Origin of the sequence: Citrobacter sp. C13 (assembly GCF_014596815.2) — a bacterium.
GTDB lineage: Bacteria > Pseudomonadota > Gammaproteobacteria > Enterobacterales > Enterobacteriaceae > Citrobacter > Citrobacter portucalensis.
The window spans coordinates 2,873,534-2,898,258 of the sequence record NZ_CP115024.1 but is presented as its reverse complement, the minus strand read 5'-3'; the positions used below and the strand labels follow the sequence as shown (position 1 = coordinate 2,898,258).

The following is a 24,725-nucleotide window of genomic DNA, read 5'->3' as shown; positions in this document are numbered from 1 at the left end:
AAGCCATGCCGATTTACCAGATTGACGGGATGATCCCGGTAGTTCCTGCAGAAAGCTATGTTCACCCAACCGCAGTGCTGATTGGCGATGTCATTCTCGGCAAAGGTGTTTATGTTGGTCCCAACGCCAGCCTGCGCGGAGATTTTGGGCGTATCGTGGTTAAAGATGGGGCGAATATCCAGGATAACTGCGTGATGCACGGATTTCCCGGCCAGGATACGGTGGTGGAAGAGGACGGACATATCGGCCATGGCGCGATTCTGCATGGCTGTGTGATTGGGCGGAACGCGCTGGTCGGCATGAGTGCGGTGATTATCGATGGCGCGACCATCGGTGAAAACAGTATCGTTGGTGCTTCGGCGTTTGTGAAAGCGCGCGCTGAGATGCCCGCCAACCATCTGATTGTCGGCAGCCCGGCGAAAGCGATTCGCATGTTAACTGAGCAGGAACTGGTGTGGAAAAAACAGGGCACTCGCGAGTATCAGGTGCTGGTGGGGCGCTGTCAGCAGACGCTTGCAGAAGTGAAGCCGCTGACTGCGGTAGAACCCGACAGAAAGCGGCTGGAGTTTGATGAGAATTTGCAACCTAAGTCAGCGAGTTAGCGATTCTACGCAATACCCGATGTCAGAACTGATAGCTGGCGGTGATGCTGACGTTGCGCGGCTCACCATAAACGACAGAACCGTCGATATTCGTGTCGTAGGTTTTATCGAACAGGTTATTAAGGTTACCCTGCACTGAGAAGTTTTTTGTTACCTGGTAGCGGGTGAACAAATCTACCAGGGCGTAGCTTCCCTGTTCCGCGCGGAATGTGCCATAAGGCGTGACTGTATCGCTGTAAACACGATTCTGCCAGTTAACTCCACCGCCGACGGTCAGTTCCGGCATGGCTGGCAGGCGATAACGGGTAAACAGTTTGACCGTGGTCCGCGGCAGGTTTGGGTTTACTGCATTGCCTTCGTTGTCTTCTGCAACATAGCGTGTCGTACCAAATGTCATCTGCCAGTTATCAGTGATCGCACCGTTAATCTCGAATTCAACCCCTTTGCTGACCGTGCCATCCATCGCTTTAAAGGCCGTGTCGCCATTGCTACCGGCGATTGGCACGCCGGTTGATTGCGCTACGTTGTCCTGTTCAATGCGGAACACCGCGAGCGTGGTGGTTAAACGGCTGTTCATCCAGTCGGACTTCAGACCAAGCTCATAGTTGTTGCCGGTGATCGGAGAGAGATATTTACCGGAGCTGTCGCGCTTGTTCTGCGGCTGGAAGATTGAGGTATAGCTGGCGTAGGTAGACCAGTTATCGTCAATGTCATATACCAGACCCGCATACGGCGTGGTGTGGTTTTGCTCCATGCTGTAGGTCAGGGTGTCGATACGCCAGTTGGTGTAACGTGCGCCGACAATCAAATGCAGTGGGTCAGCCAGCGAAATACGCGTTGCGGCGTACAGCGATTTCATGTGCGTGGTATCGTCCTGAGCCAATGACTGCGGGTTCCAGTTGGTTTCCGGGAAGTTACCATCGTAGGTATAGAAGCTGCCGATTTCGTTGGGGAAAACGTTCGCCCACGAGCTTTCATAACGGTTATTCTGTTTACTGTAGCTGCCGCCCAGCATCAGATTATGCTGACGACCAAACAGATCGTAACCGCCGTCGGCAAATAGATCGACAGCATCCACTTTACGTTTGCCGCTGTTCCAGCCGGTTCCTCCGACGTAGTCATATCCCGGACCATAGTTGCCATATGGGCCAATCAGCGTGCCGTCGGCCTTATTAACATAGGCATCGACGTACATCATTTTACTGTCGAACTTGACCTCGGAGTGGGTGGCGTTCATGGTCGCCTGCCAGGTATCGGCAAAACGTTGTTTGATGGTGACAAACACTTTGTTGAAGTCTTTATCGTTGTAAGCCCAGTCCGGCGCAGTGCTGCGCGAACGGTCATAGCTGTTTTTACTGCCATCGGTATTCCAGCGCGGCAATCCACCCCAGGTTGGGCTGTTGATATCAATGCGCTGATATTCATAGCCCGCAGACAGGCTGGTGGTGTCACCCAAATCGGCATCGACAATCCCGGAGAAGAACATTTTTTCGCTATTGTAGCGATCAAGCCAGGAGTCGTTATTCTGGTAACCCGCCACGATGCGGCTGCGCACGTTGCCGTCTGCCGTAAGCGGGCTTTGCAGATCGGTCACATAGCGTTGTTTATTCCAGCTGCCATATTCCGCTGAAACATTACCGGTGAACTCGCGGCTGGTGGCATGCTTACGGATCATGTTAATGGAGGCTGAAGGGTTACCCGTCCCGGTCATTAGCCCGTTTGCGCCACGGACCACTTCGACACGCTCAAAAAGGGCGGTGTCAGAAAGGGCGTCACCGAGATTCCAGCGGGATTCAAAATAGGTCGGGATCCCATCGACCATATAGTTATCAATCTGAAATCCGCGCGAGTAATAGCTGCTGCGATCTGAATCCGCCTGGCTTTTGCTTATCCCCAACGTGTTGTCCATCACATCGCCCAGCGTTTGCAATTGCTGATCTTCCATGCGTTGCTGGCTGACAATGCTGACCGATTGCGGAATATCGCGCTGTGTCATCTGCATTTTTGTGCCAGCGGTGGTCGATTTAACGCTGTAATCCTGCTCCTCCCTGGATGCGGATGGAGCAGAACCCTCCACGATCACTGTCTCTTCTGCAGGGGCTGCGAGGCTGGTGGAAGGTAAAAGCGCTAGCGTGATGCATGCTGCCAGCAAAGAAGGGGCAAGCCCCGGTTGGCGTTGAACATTCCCGTTGAGTGTTGTGAAAGACATCGAAAAGTCCTTGATAATTATTAATATTAAGTTCGAATCACCGGTAGTTGTGATGAACCCTTTGGTTGTAAATTATTAAATGCGCATGTAAATACAAATGCGAAATATACGCATTAGCAGTCAATGTGTAAACAGATGCTACGGCATAAATGAAATATTGTTTCAGTACTATGCTTGAGCGATAGCGCAGGGAAATGGTTATAAGAGCAGCACTGACTGGGGTTTTCGCTTAAAAAATCGAGGGTTAAAGTTGAAAGAGCGTGAGTAACTCGCTCATACTCTATACTCGCAGAGTTACCCGGCGTAGCATGGCAAAACGCCTGGGCTGTTAATGAAAAAGGAAAACGTCGTGGCAGAAGAAACTATATTCAGCAAAATTATTCGTCGTGAGATTCCGTCGGATATCGTATACCAGGATGAACTGGTCACTGCGTTTCGTGACATTTCCCCTCAGGCACCAACGCATATCCTGATCATTCCTAACATCCTGATCCCAACTGTCAACGATGTGACGGCGGAACATGAACAGGCATTGGGCCGCATGATCACCGTTGCAGCGAAAATTGCAGAGCAGGAAGGTATTGCTGCTGATGGGTACCGCTTAATTATGAACACCAACCGCCACGGGGGGCAGGAGGTGTATCACATTCATATGCACCTGCTGGGTGGACGTGCGCTTGGCCCAATGCTCGCGCATAAAGGTCTGTAAACATGACCAGAGGATGCATTGCGCTTTCAATGGGCTTGCTGTTGCTGGCGGGTTGTCGAACACATCCTGAAATTCCGGTAAGTGATGAACAGTCGCTGGTGATGGAATCAACGATTCTGGCGGCGGGTATAACAGCAGAACAGCCGACGTTAACCACGTCTGATATTCAGGCCTCGGCATCCTCTCGACTCTATAACGAAAGACAAGAACCCGTTACCGTTCATTATCGGTTTTACTGGTATGACGCCAGAGGGCTGGAAATGCACCCTCTGGAAGCGCCACGCAGTGTGACTGTTCCGGCTCATTCGTCGGTGACGCTGTACGGCAGCGCCAATTATCTGGGGGCGCACAAGGTTAGACTTTATCTTTATCTGTAAGGGGTGAATCTTGATGAACAAAATGAATCGCTACGCACTGATTGCCGCGCTGGCGATGTTTCTCTCTGGCTGTGTGGTGCAACGTGAGCCCGCGCCGGTAGAGGAAGTCAAACCGGTGCCGGAACAGCCTGCGCAGCCGCAACAGCCGGTGCCGGTTGTGCCAACGGTGCCAACCATACCGCAGCAGCCGGGTCCGATTGAGCACGAGGACCAAACGGCGCAGCCGACGCCACGTCAACGTCACTATGACTGGAACGGGGCTATGCAGCCGATGGTCGGCAAAATGCTGCAGGCCGACGGTGTCAAAGCGGGCGGCGTTCTGCTGGTGGATAGCGTGAATAACCGTACTAACGGTTCGTTGAACGCGGGGGAAGCCACCGAGACCTTGCGTAACGCGCTGGCGAATAACGGTAAGTTTACTCTGGTTTCCGCTCAGCAACTGGCCGTCGCCAAGCAGCAGTTAGGTCTGTCACCGAACGATAGCCTGGGAACGCGCAGTAAAGCGATTGGTATCGCCCGTAACGTTGGCGCGCAGTATGTGCTCTATTCCAGCGCATCTGGCAACGTCAATTCGCCTGCGCTGCAAATGCAATTAATGCTGGTACAAACTGGCGAGATAATCTGGTCAGGTAAAGGTGCCGTTCAGCAACAATAACAAACTCACGCGCGGCGAAGTGTTGTCGCGCTATTTCCCGCAGTATCATCCCGTCGCAGCCAGCCAAACCGGTCTGAGCGGCGGGAGCTGCATCATTGAACACCGTTCCCACCGGCTGGTGCTGCGCTGCCATCACGACCCTGACGCGCCGGAATCTCATTTCTTACGCCAATATCATGCGCTAAAACACCTGCCAGAAAGCCTTGCGCCACGTCCTCACTTTTATACGCGTGGGTGGATGGCAGTCGAGTTTTTTCACGGTAAGGTAGAATCCAGATTACCGGACGCCGACGAACTCGCAGGCTTACTGTATCATCTGCACCAGCAACCCCGATTGGGCTGGCGAATCAGCCTGCTGCCGCTACTTGAACAGTACTGGCAGTGTGGCGATCCGGCGCGTCGTACACCATGCTGGCTGCGCGCGCTGAAGCGGCTAAGGAAACGAGGTGAGCCTCGACCTTTGCGCCTGGGGCCGCTGCATATGGATGTTCACGGTGACAACATCGTACGTACGGCATCAGGGCTGCGGCTGATTGACTGGGAATACGCCGGAGACGGTGATATTGCCCTGGAGCTGGCGGCAGTATGGGTTAGCGATGAATCCCAGCGCCAACAGTTGGTTAGCACCTACGCCCAACGAGCGCACATTGAGCCAGACGTTTTGTGGCGACAGGTCAGACAATGGCAACCCTGGATAATGATGCTGAAGGCGGGGTGGTTTGAGTATCGCTGGCGGCAAACCGGCGATCGACAATTTATCAGGCTGGCCGATGAAACCTGGCGGCAGCTAACAATTAAAGGATAAGGAGAGCAGTGTGGGCCCAGTAATGTTGGATGTCGAAGGGTATGAGCTGGACGCTGAAGAGCGTGAGATTCTGGCACATCCGCTGGTAGGTGGGTTGATCCTCTTTACCCGAAATTATCATGACCCGGAACAGCTGCGTGAATTAGTGCGCCAGATCCGGGCTGCGTCACGTAACCATCTGGTGGTGGCGGTAGATCAGGAAGGCGGACGCGTACAGCGTTTTCGTGAAGGCTTTACCCGCCTGCCTGCGGCTCAATCCTTTGCTGCGCTGCACGGCCTGGAAGAGGGCGGCAAACTGGCTCAGGACGCCGGGTGGTTGATGGCCAGCGAAATGATCGCGATGGACATTGATATCAGCTTTGCACCCGTGCTGGATGTGGGCCATATCAGCGCGGCAATCGGCGAGCGTTCTTATCATACCGATCCGCTAAAAGCGCTGGCGATGGCGACCCGCTTCATTGACGGGATGCATGCTGCTGGCATGAAAACGACCGGTAAACATTTTCCTGGACATGGGGCGGTGACGGCGGATTCACACAAAGAAACCCCAACCGATCCTCGTTCAGAAGCCGAGATTCGTGCGAAAGATATGTCCGTGTTCCAGACGTTGATTACGGAAAACAAACTGGATGCCATTATGCCTGCGCACGTCATCTACAGTGATGTCGATCCGCGTCCGGCGAGTGGTTCACCTCACTGGCTGAAAACGGTGCTGCGCCAGGAGCTTGGCTTCGATGGTGTCATTTTCTCCGACGATTTGTCGATGGAAGGGGCGGCGATTATGGGAAGCTATGCGGAGCGTGGACAGGCATCGCTGGATGCAGGTTGCGATATGATCCTGGTCTGCAATAATCGTAAGGGAGCGGTCAGTGTGTTAGATAATCTGTCGCCGATCAATGCAGAACGTGTTACACGTTTGTATCATAAAGGTTCATTTTCACGTCAGGAACTGATGGACTCGGCACGCTGGAAGACGGTAAGCGCTCAACTTAACCAACTTCATGAGCGCTGGCAGGAAGAGAAAGCAGGTCATTAACGCAAGTTTGGCGAGGATGCGATGATTATCTATTTACACGGTTTTGACTCTAACAGCCCGGGCAACCATGAGAAGGTGTTGCAGCTGCAATTCATCGACCCGGATGTCAGGCTGATTAGCTACAGTACGCGGCATCCTAAACATGATATGCAGCATCTACTGAAAGAAGTGGACAAAATGCTGCAGCTGAATGTGGATGACCGTCCGCTGATTTGTGGTGTGGGGCTCGGGGGATATTGGGCTGAACGGATTGGTTTCCTGTGTGATATTCGTCAGGTCGTGTTTAATCCCAACCTGTTCCCGTATGAGAATATGGAAGGCAAAATCGACAGACCTGAAGAGTATGCTGACATTGCGACAAAATGCGTGACCAACTTTCGTGAAAAGAACCGCGATCGCTGCCTGGTGATCCTCTCTCGCCATGATGAAGCACTGAACAGTCAGCGCTCGTCAGAAGAGCTGCATCACTTTTATGAGATCGTCTGGGATGAAGAGCAGACGCATAAGTTTAAAAATATCTCCCCGCATTTGCAGAGCATTAAGGCGTTCAAGACGTTAGGTTAAGCCTGATGAGCGTTTAAAAAAACAGCCTCCAGGCTAATGCTCGTCAGTTACGAACGTATGGTGAACATGTGATCCCGGCTCAGGGTTCCGTTCACCTCAGCGGTGTCATTTCTCTGAAGCGCAGATACCTGTGAACGTGCAAGGGAGGCTCACCGCCGCCTCCCTTGCAACCCAGGCTCCCGGCGGGAAAATTGTCGCTGCGCGAGTTATTCGTCTTATGCCGTCTGCCTGTCGGGTCGGGGTCGAGCCTGCGTCCATGCAGGCCGTCCCCTCTGTCCGCATCCCTGCGGACAGACCCGGTCAGCCGTCAATGCCTCATCGATTTTCAGCCGGACCGGGGTCATCGCTTCAACGCACTGACTTCCAGTTAAATCTTTTTTGCTGTTTAAACAAAAAACGCAGATGGTCAGGTGTGGGCTGGTCCGGCTGAAAATTGCCGACGTGTTTCCGTAAGGCCGGGAGAGCCAGCATGGATGCTGGCTCAGGGCGCGCTTTGCAAGGACGCTTCCTCGCGCCCGGCCCGGTAGCCTGGAGGAATAAGCGGAGGGTATTGCGCAGCAACAATTTTCCTGCCGGGAGCCGGGATTGTAAAGGGCGTGGCGGAGAACGCCCTTTACACGTTCACAGGAATCGGTGCTTAAGAGAAATGATGAGCATGAGGTGAACGGAACTCTTTCTCCGAGATAGCATGTTCTTTACCTCGGGCAGCACAGCTTGAAGCTTTCTGAAACTGAGGTGCTAACTGACTGGCATTACAGCCATCGGGCTGTTTTTTTGTTCTTAAAGTTCCGGTTGTCTATCTTTTCAGCATCAAAACTTGATACACATCAATTTTGGTATGACCAATGCACCGTTCGTGTTATTCTCACTCTCGAAGAACATTTTCATTACCGTAACTTGTTGTTAATTAAAGGCTATGTTCATAACCTTTAATTAACAATTGGTTAATAAATTTGAGGGGGTCACGTTGACTACACCATTGAAAAGGATCGTGATTGTCGGCGGCGGTGCTGGCGGACTGGAAATGGCGACGCAGCTGGGTAAAAAACTCGGGCGTAAGAAAAAGGCCAAAATCACACTGGTAGACAGAAACCACAGTCACTTGTGGAAACCGTTACTGCATGAAGTGGCGACGGGGTCACTGGATGAAGGTGTGGATGCGCTGAGTTATCTGGCGCATGCCCGTAACCATGGCTTCCAGTTCCAGTTAGGCTCGGTAGTGGATATCGATCGTGAAGCGAAGACCATTACTCTCGCTGAGCTGCGCGATGAGAAGGGTGAGCTGCTGGTTCCTGAGCGCAAAGTACCGTATGACACGCTGGTGATGGCGTTGGGCAGTACCTCCAACGATTTCAACACCCCGGGCGTGAAAGAAAACTGCATTTTCCTCGATAACCCGCATCAGGCGCGTCGTTTCCACCAGGAGATGCTGAATCTGTTCCTGAAGTATTCCGCGAATCTGGGCGCTAACGGAAAAGTGAATATCGCCATTGTGGGCGGCGGTGCGACGGGGGTTGAACTCTCCGCTGAGCTGCACAATGCGGTAAAACAACTGCACAGCTATGGTTACAAAGGGCTGACCAACGACGCGCTGAACGTTACGCTGGTCGAAGCCGGTGAGCGTATTCTGCCTGCGTTGCCGCCGCGTATTTCCGGTGCTGCGCATAATGAGTTAACCAAACTGGGCGTACGCGTACTGACCCAGACGATGGTCACCAGCGCTGATGAAGGCGGACTGCACACCAAAGATGGCGAATACATTAAAGCCGATCTGATGGTGTGGGCGGCGGGTATCAAAGCGCCAGACTTTATGAAAGACATTGGCGGTCTGGAAACGAACCGTATTAACCAACTGGTGGTTGAGCCAACTCTGCAGAGCACGCGCGATCCTGACGTGTACGCGATTGGCGACTGCGCTTCCTGCGCCCGTCCGGAAGGCGGTTTTGTGCCTCCGCGCGCTCAGGCTGCACACCAGATGGCGACCTGTGCGATGAACAATATTCTGGCACAGATGAACGGCAAGCCGCTGAAAGCGTATCAGTACAAAGATCACGGTTCTCTGGTCTCGCTCTCTAACTTCTCTACCGTGGGTAGCCTGATGGGCAACCTGACCCGTGGTTCGATGATGGTGGAAGGGCGTATTGCGCGCTTTGTGTACATCTCACTGTACCGCATGCACCAGATTGCTTTGCACGGCTACTTCAAAACCGGCCTGATGATGCTGGTCGGCAGTATCAACCGGGTGATTCGCCCACGTCTGAAACTGCATTAATATCGACTTGTGGCGTCGGATGATTTTACGCATCCGGCGCCTTCCTTCAGAGTTGTCTGAATCATTCCGCTTTCGCTCCACCTCCCGCTATTTTCATCCGTAATCTGATTGGCATTCCTTACCTTCTGTTGCAAAGTTGTTGCTAATAGCAAAAAAGGAGGAAGTCCCGTGAATAAATCAATGTTGGCGGGTATAGGGATTGGCGTAGCTGCTGCGCTGGGTGTTGCAGCGGTGGCCAGTCTGAACGTTTTCGAGCGTGGCCCACAGTATGCGCAAGTTGTCTCTGCAACACCGATTAAAGAGTCGGTAAAAACACCACGTCAGGAGTGCCGGAACGTAACGGTCACGCACCGTAAGCCGGTACAAGATGAAAACCGTATCGCGGGTTCCGTGCTGGGCGCGGTTGCGGGTGGTGTTATTGGGCATCAGTTTGGTGGTGGACGTGGTAAAGATATTGCCACCGTGGCCGGTGCTTTAGGCGGCGGCTATGCAGGTAACCAGATTCAGGGTTCGATGCAGGAAAACGATACTTACACCACCACGCAGCAACGTTGTAAAACGGTGTATGACAAATCTGAAAAGATGCTGGGCTACGACGTGACGTACAAAATTGGCGATCAGCAGGGGAAAATCCGTATGGATAAGGACCCCGGTGCGCAAATTCCGTTGGATAACAACGGACAGTTGGTACTGAATAACAAAGCGTAAAATAGCATTATCCTGAACATTAGCCCCCCATTCGCTCAGGCTGGGGGGCTTTTTTTATCAGAAGGTTAAGGCGTAGTTCAGACCAAAAGTACGACCCCGGCCCTTGTATTCATACAGTGACGGGCTGCCGTAGGTTGGGCTGTACAGCAGTGGCGCACGTTGTCCCCACAGTGTGGTGTACTCTTCATTCAGCAGGTTTTCCACGCTGAAGGTCAGCTTACCCAACGGGAGCTGATAGCTGCCGATAAAGTCCATGGTGTTATAGCCATCCAGCTTGTTACCGCTGGCGTCGGTCAGATCAAATGTTTGCTGGCTCTGTACGCGCAAGGTCCACGGTTCTGGTGCCCAGCCGACCCACGCGGTTGCTTTGGACGGTGAGGCCAGCGTGACATCCCATTTTTGCCATTTACCGTTCTGCTTCACTTCCGATTTAATGACATTGAAGTTGCCGCCCAGGCTCCAGTCCGTATCCGCAATGAAATAATCCACTGCACCTTCAAGGCCATAAATGCGGCGATCGTCGGGCTGAACGTTAATGGTCATATCGCTGCGGTTGATAACGATCGATTTATCCGAAGTCGAGTAGTAAGCGGCCAGTTGCGTGCGCAGACTATCGCCGGTGTAGCGCCACCCCAGTTCGTACGAGTTCACTTTAATCCCTTCCAGACGTGAATCCGCCACGTTGACGCTGCGCTGGAGCTGGTAATGATCGCCAACCAGCGAATAGGTACCGTTACCGTAATATTTCCCTGGGTCCGGAAGCTCCACGCCCTGAGAAAAGTTAAACCACGTTTGCTGACGGTCGGTCAGGTGGGCAAGGATACCGGCGTTGAACAGGAAATTATCGTAATCGGTTTTGCCGCCCGGAATGGTATCGGCAGAGTTCGCAAGCCCGGTCGCGATTCCCTGCTGTTGAGCATAGCCAACGAAATCATCAACCCTGTTTTCGGTCCACTGATAGCGCACGCCGCCGCTGAGGGTAAAGATATCGTTAATGTCATAGCTGTTTTGCAGGAAAGGCGCGAAGTTGGTGATGCTGTAACCGGGGTAACGTCCGGTGGTATAAGCTGTACGGTTATCCATACCGCCGGAGGGCAGGGACCAGGCCAGATCGAAGAATTTCTGATTGGAGTCGAAGGTTTCGTGATCGGCATCGACACCCCACGTCAGCTCCCAGTTATCCATCAACTGGCTGTTGAGAGTAATTTTGGCACCAAACTGGTCTGTGTCCTGCTGTGATGCGGAGAAACTGGTGACCTTACCTTTGCTGAGCGTAGGGAAGGGATAGAATTTCAGTGATTCATCACGGTAATAGATTTGGCTGACCAGGTTCTGGCCATAAAAATCCGCATCTGAATATTGCAGGCTAATAAGATGACGTTCGGTGCCGGGAATTCGGTCGGAATTCAGTCCGCTGCTGGTGTATGCTTTGCCGTTTCCGGTCACGGCGGACATGTTCTCGCCGAGATCCAGCCCGTAATCGTCATCCCCCTGACTCTTATAGTACTGAGTAACCAGTTGCAACTGACGGTTGTCGTCAAGTTCAATTGTCCCGGTGCCCATGATGTCCAGACGATCGGAGTGCTGTAGCCCGGTTTGGGTGTTATCCAGCAGCAGGGCATCGTGATTACCGTCATACCAGCCGCCAAATCGTTGATACGCGACGGACATACGCCCGGAAGCGCGATCGGTTCCGCCACTCACCGCCGCGGCAACACGTTCATCATGATCGTTGCTATTGTTGAAACCGCTTTTGCTCCCCAGTTCGAGTTCTACTTTACGCTCCGGCTGGCCTTTTTTGGTGACAATGTTGATTAATCCGCCGGTACTGCCACCGCCATAAAGTGAGGTTGCGCCTGAAATGACTTCAATGTGCGCAATATTAAACGGGTCAATGGAGTCAAGTTGACGGCTGTCGGTTCGCGAGGAGTTCAGACGGACGCCGTCAATGAGCACGACAATGGCGCGTCCACGCATGTTCATGCCGTAGTTTGTGCGTCCCTGGCTACTAACATCGATTCCTGGGATTAGCTGAGCAAGAACATCCTTGAACTCTTTTCCTCCCTGAACCTGTTGTTCAATCTCGCTTCCTTCAATAACCCAGGTCGTTTGCGCCATTTCTGCCACGGTGCGCTGGCTACGGTTGGCGCTGACGATGAGATTCTCTTCCTCAGCCGCAATGGCCGGAAGGGTTAAAGACAACAGGAGAGGATTGAGCACCCAGAGACGCTTATGCATTTGTATTCCTTTTAAAAAAGAGTCGATCTGTTTTTGTTATGACGGTAAAGAAACCGATGGTTACATTGTGAAACAGGCGTTAAAACAAATGCGAATATTGCTGATAATAATTGTCGTTATCAATACATTTTACAAAAAATGATCGGGTAAGATGATGAAAACAATGAAGAATGTAGGGGTAATGCGTGAAATTCTAACCGGGGGCTTTATCAGCTCCCGGGGTTGTGAGTACTGCGGGGGAATTACGGGAAAGGGTTAAGCTTTGACGAGTTCGGGCCACAGACGCAGCGTTGTGTGTGCGATCTGCATCAGTTTTTCAAACGTTGCACCTTCCCGGGCGCTGATCGACATACCTTGTAAAATACAGTTCAGGTATTCGGCCAGTTTTTGCACGTCGCAATGGGCTGGAATTTCGCCTCGTTGCTGGCGCTGGCGAAGAAACTGGGTAAGCGTCTGTTCCTGCATTGCATGGCGGGATTTCACCGTGTGCGCAATATCGCGGGAAGAGGCCGCCAGCGTCGCAGAAGTGTTAATCATGAAACATCCCGCCGGGGTGTCCTTGCTGGTAAAGCAGGTCGCTATGGCGGTGAAATAGTCTTCTAGTGCGGACTCAAGGCTTTTTTCTTCACAAAACAGTTGGGCTTCGTGTTTCGCCGCAAAGCGGGTGATGTAGCGGTCCAGTACGGCACGGAACAACCCTTCTTTATTGGTGAACTCCGCATACAGCGTGGGCGCTTTTGCGCCGGTGGCTTCCACGAGATCGGCGAGTGATGTCGCTTCATATCCGTGCTGCCAGAAGAGTGTCATGGCCTTATCAAGCGCGGCTTCCCTGTCGAACACTTTTGGTCGGCCACGGCTTTTTTTTGCACAACCTGTCGTTTCAGTTGTCATGGCGCCTATGTACCTTTGTTGGGTTTATTGAATAACCATTATAAAAATATTCGACTGCACACTCCAGCGGATTCGCGATAAAAATAATTTATAGCTATTAGCATGAAAAATAAGACCTTTATGTTTTATATAACGATCATTATAAAAAAATGTTGACGTGTGACCTGGATCACATCTATGATTTACCTATCGATCGTTAAGTTAATCTTTTCGACACCCATTCATCTGCTAAAGGTCACTATCATGAAAAACGTAAAAACACTGTTTGTCGCTGCTGTTCTTAGCTCACTGTCATTTGCAAGCTTTGCCGCTGTTGAAGTTCAGTCCACTCCTGCGGGTCAAGAGAAAGTCGGTACTATTTCTGCGAATGCGGGGACTAACTTAGGTTCTCTGGAAGATCAACTGGCGCAGAAAGCCGATGAGATGGGTGCGAAGTCTTTCCGTATTACTTCCGTTACCGGTCCTAACACTCTTCACGGAACTGCTGTTATCTACAAATAAGATTTAACCCATCGCAATGCCACTGCGAGTTAAATAAAAAACCCCCGCGGAATAAAATCCAGCGGGGGTTTTTTTATACGCTACGATTACAGCGGTTGTTGAGCAACGTCATGATGACGGGTCACATCGACCGGCATGCCTGAGCGAATCTCCATCGCATGATCCATGACGGCGGTATCTGTTTGCGCCGCATTTTTAAATGTCTGCATGGACGCGTTCAGCACGATCGGCAGCAGTTGCGGATCGTCATTGATTTTTTCGGACAGCGGTTGGTGTACTTCCACCAGGCGCACGCCATTAGGCTCAACGGATGCTTTAATCGGCGTATTGATAATATTGACCTTAGTTCCGGGCGTTACCTGACGGAACAGGGTTTCGATATCACCGTCGCGCAGACGAATACAGCCGGAACTGACACGCATTCCGATGCCAAAATCAGCATTTGTACCGTGCAACAGGTACACGCCGCCGTATGCCGCTAAGCGAATCGCATGATGGCCCATCGGGTTATCCGGACCGGCAGGCACAACGGCAGGCAGGTCAATCCCGTTTGCTTTGTATCGCGCGCGGATATTTGCCGTTGGCGTCCAGGTGGGATTGGCGCGTTTATCAGAGATGGTGGTTACCATCGTAGGCGTCAGCGTGTCACCACCTAACTGGCCAATACCAATAGGATACACGGTCACCGAATTGGTCCCCGGCTGGTAATAATAAAGACGCAGTTCGGCGAGGTTGATAACAATACCTTCGCGCGGAGCGTCAGGTAGCAAAGTTTGTAACGGGATCGTCAAAACGCTGCCCGGACGTGGTACGTAAGGGTCAACGCCAGGGTTGGCCTGCAGTAGCGCGAGAAAGCCGACATTGTACTTTTTCGCAATCGCCTCCAGAGAACCGCCATTGTCTTCAACAACATGAACGGCATTCTGACCCACCAGACGGCTTCCCGGTGGCGGCAGCGGCCAGGTGTTTGCCTGAACCGGAAGTGCTAACGCGAATGTCGCTGCAAGCGTAAAAAACGCGAGCCAGCGAGAGAGTCGTTTATTGTTTAACATCACCATAAATCCATTGTTTTTACGTGGTTTTTATTATGTAAAAGTAAACGAGAATTATGGCTGTTTGCTGTGTCGGGAAGTGCAGGGAAGTGCAAAGAGTTTGTAAATTCATCAGGCCGGGTGAGTGGTGTGCTCATCCGGCCTGTTCGCTATGCTTATGCTACGGCGTTTTCTTCAAGCTGACGCATAAACTGGCGGACCCAGTCGATCCGCGTTTTACGCTCGCTCAACTCCTGCATGAATTTCAGCCGGGTTGGACCGTCCAGACGGAAGTGCTGCGGCTGCTTTTGCAGTAAACCAATCAGCCAGACCGGGTTGACGTGGTTTTTCTCGGCAAATTCAATGGTACCGCCTTTTTCATTGCCTTCGAGCTTTCTGATCCCCAGTTTCTGCGCCTGCTGGCGTAAACGGGCGATATCCAGCAGCGTACGAGCCGGGTCGGGCAGCAAGCCAAAACGGTCTATCAGCTCAACCTTAATTTCTTCCAGTTCGTTTTCGCCTTTCGCACTGGCAATGCGCTTGTAGAACGACAGTCGGGTGTTTACATCTGGGATATAGTCATCCGGCAGCAGAGACGGCATGCGCAGTTCAACTTCGGTTTGCTGGCTGGTGAGATCTTCCAGTGACGGCTCACGCCCTTCTTTGAGCGCATCGACCGCGTTTTCCAGCAGTTCCATATACAATGAGAAGCCGATGCTTTCCATGGAACCACTCTGATCTTCACCCAGTAATTCCCCGGCGCCGCGAATTTCGAGGTCGTGGGTCGCCAGCGCAAAACCTGCGCCCAAATCTTCCAGCGAGGCGATGGCTTCCAGACGTTTTTGCGCGTCGGTGGTCATTGCTTTCGGATGCGGCGTCAGCAGCCAGGCGTAAGCCTGGTGGTGAGAACGTCCCACACGACCGCGCAGCTGGTGTAATTGCGCTAAACCGAAGTGATCCGCTCGTTCGATGATGATGGTGTTAGCGGTGGGGATGTCGATCCCGGTTTCGATAATGGTGGTACACACCAGCACGTTAAATCGCTGATGGTGGAAATCGTTCATCACGCGTTCCAGTTCGCGCTCGCGCATTTGTCCGTGACCGATACCAATACGCGCTTCCGGCACCAGTTCAGCCAGCCTGTCAGCGGTTTTCTGGATGTTTTCGACGTCGTTAAACAGATAATAAACTTGTCCCCCACGCAGAACTTCACGCAGGATCGCCTCGCGTACCACCAGGTTGTCGTATTCGCGCACGAAGGTTTTGACCGCCAGACGACGAGCGGGTGGTGTGGCGATAATCGACAGATCGCGCATGCCGCTCATTGCCATATTGAGCGTACGTGGAATTGGCGTTGCCGTCAGGGTCAGAATATCGACATCTGCGCGCATCGCCTTGATGCGTTCTTTGTGGCGAACGCCGAAACGGTGCTCTTCATCGACAATCAGCAGACCCAGATCTTTTAACTTCACATCCGCTTGCAGCAGTTTGTGCGTGCCGATGAGAATATCAATTTTTCCCTCGGCAACTTGCTCCAGAATCTGCGCTTGCTCTTTGGCGCTACGGAAACGGGACAACATCTCGATGCGTACTGGCCAGTTGGCAAAACGATCGCGGAAGTTGTCGAAGTGCTGCTGTGCGAGCAGGGTGGTCGGCACCAGCACGGCAACCTGCTTGTGGTTCTCTACGGCGAGAAAGGCCGCGCGCATCGCGACTTCGGTTTTACCAAAGCCGACGTCGCCGCACACCAGACGGTCCATGGCCAGCGGTTGACACATATCGCTGAGTACCGCGTTAATCGCCTGCGCCTGGTCAGGCGTGGTTTCAAACGGGAAGCTGTCGCAAAACAGCTGGTACTGTTCACGGTCATGCTTAAAGGCAAAGCCTTCTTTCGCCGCGCGCTGGGCATAAATATCCAGCAGCTCTGCCGCAACATCGCGCACCTTCTCAGCGGCTTTCTGTCGGGCGCGTGACCAGGCATCGCCGCCAAGTTTATGCAGCGGCGCATTCTCTTCCGCGCCACCGGCATAGCGGCTGATCAGATGCAGTGACGACACCGGCACGTACAGTTTGGCGTCGTTGGCATAAGTGAGCATCAGGTATTCACCGGTGATGCCGCCCGCTTCCAGCGTGGTCATACCGGCATAACGTCCCACGCCGTGCTCCAGATGCACCACCGGTTGACCGGGATGCAGCTCTGCGAGGTTACGAATTAACGTATCCGGGTTGATGGTGCGACGAGAATCCTGGCGGCGGCGCGCCACGCGTTCCCCAAGCAGATCGCTTTCACAAATCAGCGCCAGATTGCGTTTGCTATCGATGAAGCCGTGCTCAGCTGCGCCAATCATCAGATAACGACCGTTATCTACGGCTTCATCGAGTCGCAATATCCGCTTCGGCGCCACTTTGATACGGGCGAGCAGTTCGCCAAGCGCTTCACGGCGGCCTTCACTTTCCACCGAGAAAATCACCGGACCGGTGAAGCCTTCAAGGAATTTACGTAACGCATCTAACGGCGCTTTTTGCTGCGCCTGAACGGCAATATCCGGCAGCTTCTGGAACCCGAGGTTGGTATTTGCTGCTTTGTTCGCCAGACTCTCGGTTTTCAGTTGAACGCGCGGCCAGCGTTTAAGTTCAGAAAACAGCTCATCAACCCGCAGCCACAGCGATTCCGGCGGCAGAAGCGGGCGCATCGGATCAACACCTCGATTTTCAAAGCGTGACAGGGTATCGGCCTGGAAGCGTTCTGCGCTGGTCTCGATATCACCGGTATTCACCAATAATGTATTGGAGGGGAAGTAGCTGAACAGCGGCGGCAGCGGCTCGCTGAAAAACAGCGGTTGCCAGTATTCAATACCCGCAGGTAACGTGCCTTTGCTGACCTGCTGGTAAATATGTTCGGCGTCGCGTTTCACCTCAAAGGTATCGCGCCACTGGCTACGGAATAGCTCGATGGCCGTTTTGTCAGTCGGGAATTCGTGCGCGGGAAGCAAATTAATGGCATCGACTTCTTCCAGCGTGCGCTGGGTGTCGGTATCAAACAGACGCAGGCTGTCGATTTCGTCATCAAAGAAATCCAGACGATAAGGCAACTCGCTGCCCATCGGGAACAAATCCAACAACGCGCCGCGGGTGGCGTATTCGCCGTGTTCCATGACCTGATCAACATGGCGATAGCCCGCACTGTCCAGCTGTTCACGCAGAGCGTCACGTGAAAGTCGCTGGCCCTTTTTCATGACCAGCGCATGGCCGTGCAGATAGCTGTGCGGACAAACGCGCTGCATCAGTGTATTTACCGGAACGATCAGCACGCCGCGCTGCATGGCAGGCAGTTGATACAGCGTGGAGAGCCGCGAGGAGATAATCTCCTGATGGGGAGAAAAGCTGTCGTAGGGTAGCGTTTCCCAGTCGGCCAGGTTCATCACCATCTGGTCGGTAAACTGACGAATTTCATCATGCAGACGCAGCGCATTTTGCATGTCCGGCGCGATCAGGACCACTGGACCCGCGTGATGTTCGGCGATTTCGGCGACCAGCGTTGCGCAGGCTGCACCGGTAAGCTCACCTAACTGGCGCTGATCGCCAGCTTTCGCCGGGAGCGTATAACGATGTTGTTCAGGCATTCGGTTGTCAGGATCTCGTTTAGATATACATCTGATAAGCAATGTTCTTTATTATCCGTGATCGTTTCTCATAAGCAAATTGATTCGCCCCCTGATGGGGGCAAAAAGCGCGTAGGGGTTAGCGCGAGACAGCCGATAAAGAAGGCGGGGAAAAGAGCAGGTCGGCCACTGTTTTTTGTGAAATTTTACGTACCAACAGGCCAAACAAGGTGCACAGCAGCAGGCAGGCGAACGGATACACCAGCAGCAGGGCCAGCTCCGCATAGGCAGGCCAGGCGGTATAATTGATTTTAGGGATTAGCGTTAAGCTGAACAGCTCAACCAGAATACGGTGGGTGGTGTAGATGGCAATGGTATTGGCACCAATCACGCTTAACGGGCCGGACTCACGCATACCAAAGCGCAGCTCAAATTGATAAAACAGCTTCATGATCAGCACAATGGAAAGCAGAGAAAGTAATAGTGAGACATTTGCCAGCCACGCGACGACGGCGGCGATTGCGCTAACCAGAACAATGACCGCATGGCGGCGCAGAGGCACCTCCTTGATCCATACCATCAGCGTTGCGCCAAACCATGCACCGAGGCTGTACCAGGGCAGATTGCGAATCACGCTGTTCATTCCCCACCACGGCGTCGGGACAAAATTGATCGCCACGCTCAGCACCACAAATAACGCCAACAGCGGCGCCGCCCAGCGGCTGAAAATCTTACACAGAACAAAATAGACAATCAGCGCATACAGATACCACAAGCTGGTGCTGGCGGTCAGCATTCCGTGGGTAAAACCTGTGATCGAATCGGCATAAGCGGCGTTGGCGGCATGGCTCAGATCGCGCTGTGGGGCCAACCAGTTATTGAGCGCGACTAACGCCAGCCATTGCACCACACCCCAAAGTACCAGCACCCAGGCAATGCTCCAGATCCGTTTTTCCACGCAGGTTGTCCACGGGACGCTATCAATGTAGCGACGGATCAGATATCCCGAAATAAAGAAAAACACCGGCATGCGAAATGGCGCCAGGTACAAATTGAGGTAAATCCAGCATTTGCTCAGCAGCTCTGAAAGCGGATGCTGAAAAGTAGTAAGGTGCGGGTAAAATGTGATTACCGAGTGGTAAATCACCACCAGACAAATACATAACCCTTTGATTTGATTAATCCATAGTTCTTTTTTCTTCATCGAGACGGCGTATCCATATTGTTGGCTATAGCCTGCCATCCTGCGCAACCCGCTGTGCGCTGTAATGCGTAACTGTCTGCATTTTGTTTTTTTAAGATAAAGATCAGGGACCCGGGCTGAAGGGAAGAGGGACAACTTTAGCGAATTGATTTATTTATACTTTTAGGAATAGTGCTGACGAACACTTACGGTTCAGTCATTTACCCATTCCGCTTTCGCTTATATACTCGTGACTTTGCTAACAGCAACCAGACGGATTTCATGTACCAACCTGTCGCTCTATTCATCGGCCTGCGTTATATGCGTGGGCGTGCAGCAGATCGCTTCGGTCGCTTCGTTTCCTGGCTCTCCACCATAGGCATTACTCTCGGGGTAATGGCGCTGGTCACGGTGTTGTCGGTGATGAACGGTTTCGAGCGCGAGCTGCAAAACAATATTCTTGGCCTGATGCCTCAGGCCGTACTCTCGTCTGAACAGGGTTCCCTCAACCCGCAACAACTGCCGGAAAAAGCGGTGGTGTTGAACGGCGTCAACCGCGTTGCACCCATAACTACGGGAGATGTGGTGCTGCAAAGCGCGCGTAGCGTGGCGGTCGGCGTGATGCTCGGTATCGATCCGGCACAAAAAGATCCGTTAACGCCGTATCTGGTCAATGTGAAGCAAACAGATCTGCAACCGGGTAAGTATAATGTCATCCTCGGCGAGCAGCTTGCCGGGCAGTTGGGCGTGAACCGTGGCGATCAAATCCGTGTGATGGTGCCCTCGGCCAGCCAGTTTACGCCGATGGGGCGTTTGCCGAGCCAGCGTTTGTTTACGGTGATTGGCACTTTCGCCGCCAACAGCGAAGTCGATGGCTACCAGATGCTGACCAACATTCAGGATGCCTCGCGTCTGATGCGCTATCCGGTGGGTAATATCACTGGCTGGCGTCTGTGGCTGAACGAACCGTTAAAAGTTGACACGCTGAGCCAGCAAACGCTGCCGCAAGGCACCAAATGGCAGGACTGGCGCGAGCGCAAAGGGGAACTGTTCCAGGCCGTGCGTATGGAAAAGAACATGATGGGGCTGCTGCTTAGCCTGATCGTGGCGGTGGCGGCTTTTAATATTATTACCTCGCTGGGTCTGATGGTAATGGAGAAGCAAGGGGAAGTGGCGATTTTACAAACGCAGGGGCTAACGCCGCGGCAGATAATGATGGTGTTTATGGTTCAGGGGGCCAGTGCCGGGGTGATTGGCGCGCTGCTGGGCGCTGTACTGGGTGCATTGCTCGCCAGCCAACTGAACAATCTGATGCCAATTATTGGTGTGCTGCTGGATGGCGCTGCGCTGCCGGTCGCTATCGAGCCGCTGCAGGTTATCGTCATTGCGCTGGTGGCGATGGCCATCGCGCTGCTGTCTACGCTTTATCCTTCCTGGCGCGCTGCCGCCACTCAACCCGCTGAGGCTTTACGTTATGAATAAGATCCTGTTGCAATGCGACAACCTGTGCAAACGCTATCAGGAAGGCACTGTGCAGACCGATGTACTGCACGATGTCAGTTTTTGCGTCGGTGAAGGTGAGATGATGGCGATTGTCGGCAGCTCCGGCTCCGGCAAGAGTACACTGCTGCATCTGTTAGGTGGGTTGGATACCCCGACTTCCGGCGACGTCATTTTTAGCGGTCAGCCAATGAGCAAGCTCTCGTCGGCGGCGAAAGCGGAACTGCGTAATCAGAAGCTGGGCTTTATTTACCAGTTCCACCATTTGCTGCCGGATTTTACCGCGCTGGAAAACGTAGCGATGCCGCTGCTGATCGGCAAGAAAAAACCGGCTGAAATCACCGAGCGCGCACGGGATATGCTGAAAGCAGTAGGGCTGGATCATCGTGCCAGTCATCGCCCGTCTGAACTGTCTGGCGGCGAACGCCAGCGTGTGGCCATCGCGCGTGCGCTGGTGAATAACCCGCGCCTGGTCCTGGCAGATGAGCCAACAGGTAACCTGGATGCGCGTAACGCGGACAGCATTTTTGAGCTTCTGGGCGAGCTGAACCGCTCTCAGGGCACGGCATTTCTGGTGGTGACGCACGATCTGCAACTGGCGAAGCGGATGAGTCGCCAGCTTGAAATGCGCGATGGTCGCCTGACGGCTGAACTGAGCTTGATGGGAGCTGAGTAATGGCTTCGCCTTTATCGTTATTGATTGGTCTGCGCTTTAGCCGTGGTCGGCGTCGCGGCGGTATGGTTTCTTTGATTTCGGTGATATCTACCGTTGGCATCGCGTTGGGTGTGGCGGTGCTGATCGTCGGTTTAAGTGCCATGAACGGATTTGAGCGTGAGCTGAACAACCGTATTCTGGCCGTAGTCCCACACGGAGAGATTGAAGCCGTAAATCAACCGTGGAATAACTGGCAGGAAGCGCTCGACAAGGTACAAAAAGTGCCGGGTATTGTCGCCGCGGCGCCTTATATCAACTTTACCGGACTGGTGGAGAGCGGGGCGAACTTACGCGCGGTGCAGGTGAAGGGCGTTGACCCGAAACAGGAACAGCGTTTAAGCGCGCTGCCATCCTTTGTGCAAAACCACGCCTGGGATAATTTTAAAGCCGGTGAACAACAAATCATCATTGGTAAGGGTATTGCCGATGCGCTGAAGGTGAAGCAGGGCGACTGGGTGTCGATTATGATCCCTAACGCCAGTGCGGATCATAAGCTACAGCAGCCTAAACGCGTGCGTTTGCACGTGACGGGGATCCTGCAACTGAGCGGTCAGCTCGATCACAGCTTTGCCATGATCCCAATGGAAGATGCGCAGCAATATCTCGATATGGGAACCAGCGTTTCCGGGATCGCGCTGAAGGTTAACGACGTGTTTAACGCCAATAAGCTGGTGCGAGACGCGGGTGAAGTCACCAATAACTATGTTTACATCAAGAGCTGGATTGGCACCTACGGCTATATGTACCGCGATATTCAAATGATCCGCGCCATTATGTATCTGGCCATGGTGCTGGTGATTGGCGTGGCCTGTTTTAATATCGTTTCCACGTTAGTGATGGCGGTAAAAGACAAAAGTGGCGATATTGCGGTATTAAGAACACTCGGGGCGAAAGATGGGTTGATCCGTGCCATTTTTGTCTGGTACGGCCTGCTGGCGGGTCTGTTCGGTAGCCTGATAGGCGTCGTCATCGGGGTGGTTGTCTCGTTGCAACTGACGCCGATCATAAACGGGATTGAGGCGCTTATCGGCCATCAGTTCCTGTCCGGCGATATCTATTTCATTGACTTCCTGCCATCGGAATTACACTGGCTGGATGTGATTTACGTGCTGGTGACAGCACTCGTGCTGAGTCTTTTGGCAAGTTGGTATCCGGCGCGTCGCGCCAGCAATATTGATCCTGCGAGAGTACTTAGCGGCCAATAACAACAATAATACACGACAGCATTCATGCTGCATCAAGGCGTAGCCAACGCAGAGGCATCTTGAAGGATGACGTGTATCAAGGAGCGGTGATGTATTACGGATTTGACATCGGCGGGACCAAAATTGCGCTGGGCGTGTTTGATAAGCAACGTCGTCTGCAATGGGAAACTCGCGTTCCTACGCCTCGCGACAGCTACGACGCTTTCCTTGATGCGGTCTGCAATCTGGTGACGGAAGCGGATCAGCGGTTTGGCATCAAAGGTTCGGTAGGCATCGGCATTCCAGGCATGCCGGAAACCGAAGACGGCACGCTGTACGCGGCCAACGTTCCTGCCGCCAGTGGCAAACCGCTCCGCGCCGATCTCAGCGCTCGCCTTGACCGCGATGTGCGTCTGGATAACGATGCGAACTGTTTTGCTCTCTCCGAAGCCTGGGATGACGAGTTCACCCAGTATCCGCTGGTGATGGGGTTGATCCTCGGTACGGGCGTCGGCGGCGGCCTGGTGCTTAACGGGAAATCCATCACCGGACGCAGCTATATCACCGGTGAGTTTGGTCATATTCGTTTGCCGGTCGATGCGCTGACGCTGATGGGCTTTGATTTCCCGCTGCGCCGCTGCGGATGCGGTCAACTGGGATGCATCGAAAGCTATCTTTCCGGCGGTGGATTTGCGTGGTTGTATCAGCATTACTACCATCAACCGCTGGATGCCCGCGAAATTATCGCGCTGTGGGAGCAGGGTGATGAGCACGCGCGGGCCCACGTTGAACGCTATCTGGATTTGCTGGCGGTGTGTCTTGGGAATATCCTGACTATCGTCGATCCTGATTTGGTGGTGATTGGCGGAGGCTTGTCGAATTTTACCGCTATTACGACGCAACTGGCGAACCGACTGCCGCGTCATCTGCTGCCGGTTGCCCGGGTACCGCGTATTGAGCAGGCACGGCACGGTGATGCCGGCGGGATGCGCGGGGCTGCTTTCCTACATCTTACCGATTAATACAAAGAGGTTGTTATGCTGTCGCGTCGGGGTCATCGGTTAAGCCGCTTTCGTAAAAATAAACGCCATTTGCGCGATCGCCTGCGTCAACGAATCTTTTTCAGAGACAGAGTGGTGCCTGAATTGATGGAAAAACCAAGAGTGCTGGTACTGACTGGAGCGGGAATCTCCGCTGAGTCAGGAATTCGAACATTCCGCGCGGCGGATGGTCTCTGGGAAGAACATCGGGTAGAGGACGTTGCGACTCCGGAAGGATTTAGTCGAAACCCGGAACTGGTTCAGTCGTTTTATAACGCCCGTCGCCATCAGTTGCAACAGCCAGAAATCCAGCCCAACGCGGCGCATATCGCACTGGCAAAACTCGAAGCCGAGTTGGGCGATCGTTTTTTACTGGTGACGCAGAACATTGATAATCTGCATGAGCGTGCGGGCAGCCAGAACGTTATCCATATGCACGGCGAGTTGCTCAAAGTTCGCTGTTCGCAAAGCGGACAGATTCTGGAATGGACGGGCGATGTGACCCCGGAAGATAAATGTCATTGTTGCCAGTTTCCGGCACCGCTGCGACCACACGTGGTGTGGTTTGGTGAAATGCCGCTGGGTATGGATGAAATTTATATGGCGCTGGCAATGGCAGATGTGTTCATTGCGATTGGCACATCGGGACATGTTTATCCGGCAGCGGGTTTTGTGCATGAGGCGCGGCTGCATGGGGCACATACGGTAGAACTCAATCTCGAACCGAGCCAGGTAGGCAGCGAGTTTGAAGAGAAGTATTACGGTCCGGCAAGCCAGGTAGTGCCTGAGTTTGTTGAGAAGTTATTGAAAGGGCTGTGATTTTTTTTGCCGGATGGCGGCAAATGCCTTATCCGGCCTACGGTTTGCATTGATGTAGGCCCGATAAGCGTCGCGCCATCGGGC

21 protein-coding genes are annotated in these 24,725 nt (G+C 53.1%); 15 read left to right on the top strand and 6 right to left on the bottom strand.

All coding sequences use genetic code 11. The features are described 5' to 3' along the window. Nucleotides 1-5: 5 nt before the first annotated feature. Complete coding sequence (gene paaY / locus IB222_RS13885; protein ID WP_100272609.1) at nt 6-602, top strand: phenylacetic acid degradation protein PaaY; 597 nt, start codon at nt 6-8, stop codon at nt 600-602. A 22-nt stretch (nt 603-624) separates the two neighbouring features. Here paaY and fhuE read toward each other — a convergent pair whose 3' ends face one another. Then, the gene (gene fhuE / locus IB222_RS13880) at nt 625-2,811 is read right to left on the bottom strand and encodes a ferric-rhodotorulic acid/ferric-coprogen receptor FhuE (protein WP_149385046.1); all 2,187 of its coding nucleotides are present in this window, start codon (nt 2,809-2,811) and stop codon (nt 625-627) included. 349 nt (nt 2,812-3,160) lie between these two features. Here fhuE and hinT point away from each other — a divergent pair, with 349 nt between their 5' ends. The 8 genes from hinT (at nt 3,161) to IB222_RS13840 (ending at nt 9,937) form a co-directional block, all read left to right on the top strand. Further along, nucleotides 3,161-3,520, top strand: coding sequence for a purine nucleoside phosphoramidase (hinT, locus tag IB222_RS13875; RefSeq protein ID WP_003030826.1), 360 nt, complete (start codon nt 3,161-3,163; stop codon nt 3,518-3,520). Nucleotides 3,521-3,522: 2 nt separating this feature from the next. Then, entirely contained in the window at nt 3,523-3,897 is a 375-nt protein-coding gene (locus tag IB222_RS13870; RefSeq protein WP_003832254.1) for a YcfL family protein, read from the top strand. 13 nt (nt 3,898-3,910) lie between these two features. Continuing rightward, nucleotides 3,911-4,552 carry a penicillin-binding protein activator LpoB gene (gene lpoB, locus IB222_RS13865; protein ID WP_003832255.1) on the top strand — a complete coding sequence of 214 codons (642 nt, stop codon included), beginning with the start codon at nt 3,911-3,913 and terminating at the stop codon, nt 4,550-4,552. Then, nucleotides 4,533-5,357 (top strand): thiamine kinase, encoded by an 825-nt coding sequence (gene thiK / locus IB222_RS13860; RefSeq protein WP_149385045.1) that lies wholly within the window; start codon nt 4,533-4,535, stop codon nt 5,355-5,357. The genes lpoB and thiK overlap by 20 nt, the downstream gene beginning before the upstream one ends. A 10-nt stretch (nt 5,358-5,367) precedes the next feature. Continuing rightward, nucleotides 5,368-6,393, top strand: a complete 1,026-nt coding sequence (nagZ, locus tag IB222_RS13855) for a beta-N-acetylhexosaminidase (RefSeq protein ID WP_149385044.1) — start codon at nt 5,368-5,370, stop codon at nt 6,391-6,393. Between the two features lie 21 nt (nt 6,394-6,414). Next, complete coding sequence (ycfP, locus tag IB222_RS13850; RefSeq protein WP_149385043.1) at nt 6,415-6,957, top strand: alpha/beta hydrolase YcfP; 543 nt, start codon at nt 6,415-6,417, stop codon at nt 6,955-6,957. Between the two features lie 967 nt (nt 6,958-7,924). Continuing rightward, entirely contained in the window at nt 7,925-9,229 is a 1,305-nt protein-coding gene (ndh, locus tag IB222_RS13845; RefSeq protein WP_003832263.1) for an NADH-quinone dehydrogenase, read from the top strand. 168 nt (nt 9,230-9,397) lie between these two features. Further along, nucleotides 9,398-9,937: a glycine zipper 2TM domain-containing protein gene (locus tag IB222_RS13840; protein ID WP_003030814.1), complete on the top strand. Its 540-nt coding sequence runs from the start codon at nt 9,398-9,400 to the stop codon at nt 9,935-9,937. A 57-nt stretch (nt 9,938-9,994) separates the two neighbouring features. Here IB222_RS13840 and IB222_RS13835 read toward each other — a convergent pair whose 3' ends face one another. Together IB222_RS13835 and comR are read right to left on the bottom strand one after the other, a co-directional pair. After that, nucleotides 9,995-12,175, bottom strand: a complete 2,181-nt coding sequence (locus IB222_RS13835) for a TonB-dependent siderophore receptor (RefSeq protein ID WP_149385042.1) — start codon at nt 12,173-12,175, stop codon at nt 9,995-9,997. A 255-nt stretch (nt 12,176-12,430) separates the two neighbouring features. Next, the gene (comR, locus tag IB222_RS13830; protein ID WP_003832266.1) at nt 12,431-13,066 is read right to left on the bottom strand and encodes a TetR family copper-responsive transcriptional repressor ComR; all 636 of its coding nucleotides are present in this window, start codon (nt 13,064-13,066) and stop codon (nt 12,431-12,433) included. A 243-nt stretch (nt 13,067-13,309) separates the two neighbouring features. Here comR and bhsA point away from each other — a divergent pair, with 243 nt between their 5' ends. Next, the gene (gene bhsA, locus IB222_RS13825; protein WP_003030810.1) at nt 13,310-13,567 is read left to right on the top strand and encodes a multiple stress resistance protein BhsA; all 258 of its coding nucleotides are present in this window, start codon (nt 13,310-13,312) and stop codon (nt 13,565-13,567) included. Between the two features lie 86 nt (nt 13,568-13,653). Here bhsA and IB222_RS13820 read toward each other — a convergent pair whose 3' ends face one another. The 3 genes from IB222_RS13820 to IB222_RS13810 form a co-directional block, all read right to left on the bottom strand. Continuing rightward, on the bottom strand, nt 13,654-14,619 hold the full coding sequence (locus IB222_RS13820; protein WP_126318429.1) for a L,D-transpeptidase family protein: 966 nt from the start codon (nt 14,617-14,619) through the stop codon (nt 13,654-13,656). A gap of 155 nt (nt 14,620-14,774) precedes the next feature. After that, nucleotides 14,775-18,221, bottom strand: a complete 3,447-nt coding sequence (gene mfd, locus IB222_RS13815) for a transcription-repair coupling factor (protein ID WP_126318427.1) — start codon at nt 18,219-18,221, stop codon at nt 14,775-14,777. Nucleotides 18,222-18,339: 118 nt separating this feature from the next. Next, nucleotides 18,340-19,404 (bottom strand): acyltransferase family protein, encoded by a 1,065-nt coding sequence (locus tag IB222_RS13810; protein WP_003832275.1) that lies wholly within the window; start codon nt 19,402-19,404, stop codon nt 18,340-18,342. Between the two features lie 261 nt (nt 19,405-19,665). Between IB222_RS13810 and lolC the strand changes: the two genes are divergently transcribed. The 5 genes from lolC to cobB all read left to right on the top strand — a co-directional run bounded on the left by lolC (nt 19,666) and on the right by cobB (nt 24,641). Further along, nucleotides 19,666-20,865, top strand: a complete 1,200-nt coding sequence (gene lolC, locus IB222_RS13805) for a lipoprotein-releasing ABC transporter permease subunit LolC (protein WP_032934420.1) — start codon at nt 19,666-19,668, stop codon at nt 20,863-20,865. Next, nucleotides 20,858-21,559, top strand: coding sequence for a lipoprotein-releasing ABC transporter ATP-binding protein LolD (lolD, locus tag IB222_RS13800; protein WP_003832278.1), 702 nt, complete (start codon nt 20,858-20,860; stop codon nt 21,557-21,559). Before lolC ends, lolD begins: the two co-directional genes overlap by 8 nt. Continuing rightward, nucleotides 21,559-22,803, top strand: coding sequence for a lipoprotein-releasing ABC transporter permease subunit LolE (gene lolE / locus IB222_RS13795; protein WP_003030804.1), 1,245 nt, complete (start codon nt 21,559-21,561; stop codon nt 22,801-22,803). Before lolD ends, lolE begins: the two co-directional genes overlap by 1 nt. 89 nt (nt 22,804-22,892) lie before the next feature. Next, a complete protein-coding gene (gene nagK / locus IB222_RS13790; RefSeq protein WP_149335811.1) occupies nt 22,893-23,804 on the top strand; it encodes an N-acetylglucosamine kinase in 912 nt (303 codons plus the stop codon). Between the two features lie 15 nt (nt 23,805-23,819). Next, nucleotides 23,820-24,641, top strand: coding sequence for a Sir2 family NAD+-dependent deacetylase (gene cobB / locus IB222_RS13785; RefSeq protein WP_003832281.1), 822 nt, complete (start codon nt 23,820-23,822; stop codon nt 24,639-24,641). The last annotated feature ends 84 nt before the right edge of the window (nt 24,642-24,725 follow it).